At 38.3% G+C, this 5,903-nt stretch carries 8 protein-coding genes; 3 read left to right on the forward strand and 5 right to left on the reverse strand.

Features of this window, described 5'->3' with window-relative positions; genetic code table 11:
• On the reverse strand, nt 1–413 hold a 413-nt coding region (locus tag H3T54_RS11740), incomplete at its 3' end, for a helix-turn-helix domain-containing protein (RefSeq protein ID WP_198222667.1).
• An 87-nt stretch (nt 414–500) separates the two neighbouring features.
• On the opposite strand from H3T54_RS11740, the gene tetC reads away from it, so the two are divergent.
• A complete protein-coding gene (gene tetC, locus H3T54_RS11745) occupies nt 501–1,094 on the forward strand; it encodes a tetracyline resistance-associated transcriptional repressor TetC (RefSeq protein ID WP_000428546.1) in 594 nt (197 codons plus the stop codon).
• Between the two features lie 112 nt (nt 1,095–1,206).
• Here tetC and tet(B) read toward each other — a convergent pair whose 3' ends face one another.
• Nucleotides 1,207–2,412, reverse strand: coding sequence for a tetracycline efflux MFS transporter Tet(B) (tet(B), locus tag H3T54_RS11750; protein WP_001089068.1), 1,206 nt, complete (start codon nt 2,410–2,412; stop codon nt 1,207–1,209).
• Nucleotides 2,413–2,493: 81 nt separating this feature from the next.
• Between tet(B) and tetR(B) the strand changes: the two genes are divergently transcribed.
• On the forward strand, nt 2,494–3,117 hold the full coding sequence (tetR(B), locus tag H3T54_RS11755) for a tetracycline resistance transcriptional repressor TetR(B) (protein ID WP_000088605.1): 624 nt from the start codon (nt 2,494–2,496) through the stop codon (nt 3,115–3,117).
• Here the strand turns inward: tetR(B) and H3T54_RS11760 are convergent.
• From H3T54_RS11760 to H3T54_RS11770, 3 genes are read right to left on the reverse strand one after another with little or no spacing between them, the layout of a single operon-like run.
• Nucleotides 3,095–3,781, reverse strand: coding sequence for a helix-turn-helix transcriptional regulator (locus H3T54_RS11760; RefSeq protein ID WP_001284954.1), 687 nt, complete (start codon nt 3,779–3,781; stop codon nt 3,095–3,097). The genes tetR(B) and H3T54_RS11760 overlap by 23 nt on opposite strands.
• Before the next feature lie 7 nt (nt 3,782–3,788).
• On the reverse strand, nt 3,789–4,175 hold the full coding sequence (locus tag H3T54_RS11765) for a hypothetical protein (RefSeq protein WP_000460651.1): 387 nt from the start codon (nt 4,173–4,175) through the stop codon (nt 3,789–3,791).
• Complete coding sequence (locus tag H3T54_RS11770) at nt 4,168–4,488, reverse strand: antibiotic biosynthesis monooxygenase (RefSeq protein ID WP_000562370.1); 321 nt, start codon at nt 4,486–4,488, stop codon at nt 4,168–4,170. Before H3T54_RS11770 ends, H3T54_RS11765 begins: the two co-directional genes overlap by 8 nt.
• A gap of 443 nt (nt 4,489–4,931) precedes the next feature.
• Between H3T54_RS11770 and gltS the strand changes: the two genes are divergently transcribed.
• The coding region (gene gltS, locus H3T54_RS11775) for a sodium/glutamate symporter (RefSeq protein WP_042934338.1) at nt 4,932–5,903 on the forward strand (972 nt) is incomplete at its 3' end.

The raw sequence follows: 5,903 nt of genomic DNA on the forward strand, positions 1-5,903 counted from the left end.
TGCATTGCCTCCAATTCCCATAATTTATTACGCCGATAATAACTTGGTGTAACCTTAAAAATGTACTTAAATCGACGTGTAAAAGATTGTTGGGAATCAAATTGATATTTTAATGCGATCTCAAGGATAGTTTTTTTCGTCAACCTCAACTCAACAGCCGCTTTCGTCAAACGACGAGCACGAATATAGCTAGCCAGTGTGACCCCTGTTACTTTTTTGAACAGCCGCTGAAAATACCACTTGGTATAACCCGCTTTATTCGCCACATCATCAAGCAGTAAAGACTGTTCTAAATTATGTTCAATCCATAATAGAACATCTTTGATAACCGTTGTATGAAACTGCTTATCATCATATCTTAATTGGATGTTATTAGCTTTATTTTGATAGCGAGAATGCTGTTCAATATACATAAAATAACCTAAATGTTCTTAAGATTGTCACGACCACATCATCATGATACCATAAACATACTGACGGTATGTTATTTTAAATCTATCATGGAAAATAAAAATCATCAACAAGAAAATTTTAAGAGTACCTATCAATCACTGGTTAACTCAGCACGAATATTGTTTGTTGAAAAAGGCTATCAAGCTGTTTCAATAGATGAGATCTCGGGAAAAGCGTTGGTGACCAAAGGTGCCTTTTATCATCACTTTAAAAATAAAAAACAATTACTCAGTGCCTGTTATAAGCAGCAATTAATTATGATTGATGCCTACATCACAACAAAAACTGATTTAACAAATGGTTGGTCTGCCTTAGAAAGTATATTTGAACATTATCTTGATTATATTATTGATAATAATAAAAACCTTATCCCTATCCAAGAAGTGATGCCTATCATTGGTTGGAATGAACTTGAAAAAATTAGCCTTGAATACATTACTGGTAAGGTAAACGCCATTGTCAGCAAATTGATCCAAGAGAACCAACTTAAAGCTTATGATGATGATGTGCTTAAAAACTTACTCAATGGCTGGTTTATGCATATCGCAATACATGCGAAAAACCTAAAAGAGCTTGCCGATAAAAAAGGCCAATTTATTGCTATTTACCGCGGCTTTTTATTGAGCTTGAAAGATAAATAAAATAGATAGGTTTTATTTGAAGCTAAATCTTCTTTATCGTAAAAAATGCCCTCTTGGGTTATCAAGAGGGTCATTATATTTCGCGGAATAACATCATTTGGTGACGAAATAACTAAGCACTTGTCTCCTGTTTACTCCCCTGAGCTTGAGGGGTTAACATGAAGGTCATCGATAGCAGGATAATAATACAGTAAAACGCTAAACCAATAATCCAAATCCAGCCATCCCAAATTGGTAGTGAATGATTATAAATAACAGCAAACAGTAATGGGCCAATAACACCGGTTGCATTGGTAAGGCTCACCAATAATCCCTGTAAAGCACCTTGCTGATGACTCTTTGTTTGGATAGACATCACTCCCTGTAATGCAGGTAAAGCGATCCCACCACCAGCCAATAAAATTAAAACAGGGAAAACTAACCAACCTTCAGATATAAACGCTAAAAAGGCAAATGCACTACTATCTGCAATAAATCCGAGCAGTACTGCCGTTTTTTCGCCCCATTTAGTGGCTATTCTTCCTGCCACAAAGGCTTGGAATACTGAGTGTAAAAGACCAAGACCCGCTAATGAAAAGCCAACCATCATGCTATTCCATCCAAAACGATTTTCGGTAAATAGCACCCACACCGTTGCGGGAATTTGGCCTATCAATTGCGCTGAAAAATAAATAATCAACAAAATGGGCATCGTTTTAAATAAAGTGATGTATACCGAATTCGATTGCGTCTCAACCCCTACTTCGGTATCTGTATTATCACGTGTATTTTTGGTTTCACGGAACCAAAACATAACCACAAGGAAAGCGACAATATTTAGCAACGCAGCGATAAAAAAGGGACTATGCGGTGAAATCTCTCCTGCAAAACCACCAATAATAGGCCCCGCTATTAAACCAAGCCCAAAACTTGCCCCTAACCAACCGAACCACTTCACGCGTTGAGAAGCTGAGGTGGTATCGGCAATGACCGATGCCGCGACAGCCCCAGTAGCTCCTGTGATCCCTGAAAGCAAACGGCCTAAATACAGCATCCAAAGCGCACTTGAAAAAGCCAGCAATAAGTAATCCAGCGATGCGCCTATTAATGACAACAACAGCACTGGGCGCCGACCAAATCGGTCAGACATTTTTCCAAGCCAAGGAGCAAAGATAACCTGCATTAACGCATAAAGTGCAAGCAATACGCCAAAGTGGTTAGCGATATCTTCCGAAGCAATAAATTCACGTAATAACGTTGGCAAGACTGGCATGATAAGGCCAATCCCCATGGCATCGAGTAACGTAATTACCAATGCGATCTTTGTCGAACTATTCATTTCACTTTTCTCTATTACTGATAGGGAGTGGTAAAATAACTCTATCAATGATAGAGTGTCAACAAAAATTAGGAATTAATGATGTCTAGATTAGATAAAAGTAAAGTGATTAACAGCGCATTAGAGCTGCTTAATGAGGTCGGAATCGAAGGTTTAACAACCCGTAAACTCGCCCAGAAGCTAGGTGTAGAGCAGCCTACATTGTATTGGCATGTAAAAAATAAGCGGGCTTTGCTCGACGCCTTAGCCATTGAGATGTTAGATAGGCACCATACTCACTTTTGCCCTTTAGAAGGGGAAAGCTGGCAAGATTTTTTACGTAATAACGCTAAAAGTTTTAGATGTGCTTTACTAAGTCATCGCGATGGAGCAAAAGTACATTTAGGTACACGGCCTACAGAAAAACAGTATGAAACTCTCGAAAATCAATTAGCCTTTTTATGCCAACAAGGTTTTTCACTAGAGAATGCATTATATGCACTCAGCGCTGTGGGGCATTTTACTTTAGGTTGCGTATTGGAAGATCAAGAGCATCAAGTCGCTAAAGAAGAAAGGGAAACACCTACTACTGATAGTATGCCGCCATTATTACGACAAGCTATCGAATTATTTGATCACCAAGGTGCAGAGCCAGCCTTCTTATTCGGCCTTGAATTGATCATATGCGGATTAGAAAAACAACTTAAATGTGAAAGTGGGTCTTAAAAGCAGCATAACCTTTTTCCGTGATGGTAACTTCACGGTAACCAAGATGTCGAGTTAACCACCCTTTAGATTCATAAAGCGAAAATAATGCGGCTCCAACGTACCCACCTAAATGGAAACGGCGTTCACTCCAATCTAAACACGCACAACAGATTTTACGTGAATGTTTGGAAGGAACGTCAATTCCCATTTCATGAAAATATTGAATACCACTTAATGTGATCATTGAACCATTTTCAGTGATCCATTGCTGTTGACAAAGGGAATCATAGATCTTAACGGCAACTTCGCCAGCTAAATGATCATAGCAAGTACGTGCTTTTCGTAAATGCACTGGCGTGGAAACTTTGGCATGTACGCCATGGTTTAAGGAGATCCCCATCATACTTTCCATCAATTCAGCAATATCTTTTCCTGCTAGCCGAAAATAACGATGCTTGCCTTGAGCTACTACTGTGATTAGCTGGCAATCTAATAATTTAGATAAATGACTGCTCGCCGTTGAAGCTGATATATTCGCCACAGAACTTAGCTCAGTGGCCGTCCAAGCTCGCCCATCCATCAAAGCACTGAGTATTTTAACTCGTGAAATGTCAGACATAGCCGCCCCTATCGCGGCTATTGAGGACTCAAAGGTAACCTCTTTTCGTATTAAATTAGCCATCGCAAGTTCACTTTATTGCCCAAGGGAGCGTAACAGATGCAGCCATACTATCATTGTCCGTTATTAATATCAGTTGGTTAGCATGGTCACTGTATTGCACTAAAATATTAATGTTATTCTCCGCCAATACTCGTGCTATTTCGCCAAGTTCCCCCGGTTTTTCCTGTTTTAACTTACGAATTAATGGTGTCCGGATCGCAAGTACTAACAGTCCAGCTTGCTCTAGCGCTATTTTAGCTTCCTTTCCTTGTTCAACAAGAAAATGAGCATGGCATTCATCACCAACCGTAAATATCCCTCCCCCTTCCAATCCAATACCTTTATTACCTAATGTTTTTCCTAGTAATGCTAATTGTCCTATTTGATTATCTAAAACAACGTGAACATCAAACATTATCCTTGTCCTTTTTAAATGAATATTCGCGAGTAATATGAGCAATACTAATTTTGTAAAAATCAAATATTGACTCTCGCCCTTCTTGTTGAGCTTTCGCATGTAAAACATGATTTTTCCATTGCAGAACTGCGTATTCGTTTTCCCACCAAGATAGCGATAACATTTTTCCTTCTGTAGCTAGACTTTGAAAACGTTCAATTGAAATAAAACCAGCTACATGACTTAATAGTGGTCTTAACTCCTCAGCTAAAGTCAAATAGCGAGTTTGTTGGTCGGGTTGTATTTGCACCTCAAATATTACAGCAATCATATTTTTCTCCGTTATTAATCAACAAACAGAGTAATCCACCCGAAAATTAACACTTCGATAAGCAACGAAATATAGAAAGGTCATGCTGCTGTTTTATGTTGTATATCACACTTCTTTAAATTGCTCGGCCTGCGCTTATCATGTTCTCCTTCTCTTATAATTTTGTTTATTATTTATACTTTTTTATTTTTTGCTATCACCGAAAATAGTGCGGATCCCGCATGGTATTTAGGTTTACCCATCATTAAATACCATTGTTGTTATTTTAATCTTTTTAATATTTCATGATTAAGATCACACTAAAATTATGACCCTATTAACTAAAAGTTATGGATACCCTAATAAAACTCATTGTTAAAGATTAGTTAACCAAAGTAACTTCATTTTTCACTATTGTTAAATTGTTATAGTGAAAATTCTGGTAAACTAATAGAGGTAAAAAAATGATCCTAGATGCCAGTTATACATTATTAGTCGCATGTATCGCGCTACTCATAGGAATGTTTGTCGTAAAATTTACCCCGTTCCTACAAAAAAACCACATACCAGAAGCCGTCGTTGGTGGCTTTATTGTTGCAATTGTTCTGTTAATTATTGATAAAACATCAGGTTATTCGTTTACTTTTGATGCTTCATTGCAAAGTTTATTAATGCTCACATTCTTTTCCTCTATCGGGCTAAGTTCTGACTTTTCTCGACTGATTAAAGGAGGAAAGCCGTTAGTTCTATTAACTATTGCAGTAACGATCCTAATCGCCATTCAAAATACTGTCGGCATGAGTATGGCTGTCATGATGAATGAAAGTCCATTTATTGGCTTAATTGCAGGTTCAATTACTCTAACAGGTGGTCATGGTAATGCCGGAGCATGGGGCCCTATTCTCGCTGATAAATATGGTGTAACAGGCGCCGTTGAATTAGCGATGGCTTGTGCAACACTTGGATTAGTGTTGGGTGGTTTAGTTGGCGGCCCTGTTGCCCGTCATCTTTTGAAAAAGGTCTCTATTCCTAAAACAACCGAGCAAGAGCGCGACACTATCGTTGAAGCTTTTGAGCAACCAAGCGTCAAAAGAAAAATCAATGCAAATAACGTTATTGAAACCATTTCAATGCTGATTATCTGTATTGTTGTTGGTGGCTATATCAGTGCATTGTTTAAAGATACTTTTCTGCAACTGCCTACTTTTGTCTGGTGTTTATTTGTCGGTATTATTATCCGTAATACACTGACTCATGTATTTAAACACGAAGTGTTTGAGCCGACCGTCGATGTATTAGGTAGCGTTGCTTTATCGCTTTTCTTGGCAATGGCGTTAATGTCATTAAAATTTGGTCAATTGGCAAGCATGGCAGGGCCAGTATTAATTATCATTGCTGTACAAACTGTTGTCATGGTGCTATTTGCCTGCTTTGTC

This window comes from Gilliamella sp. B14384G10 (assembly GCF_016101685.1).
GTDB classification, from domain to species: Bacteria; Pseudomonadota; Gammaproteobacteria; order Enterobacterales; family Orbaceae; genus Gilliamella; species Gilliamella apis_A.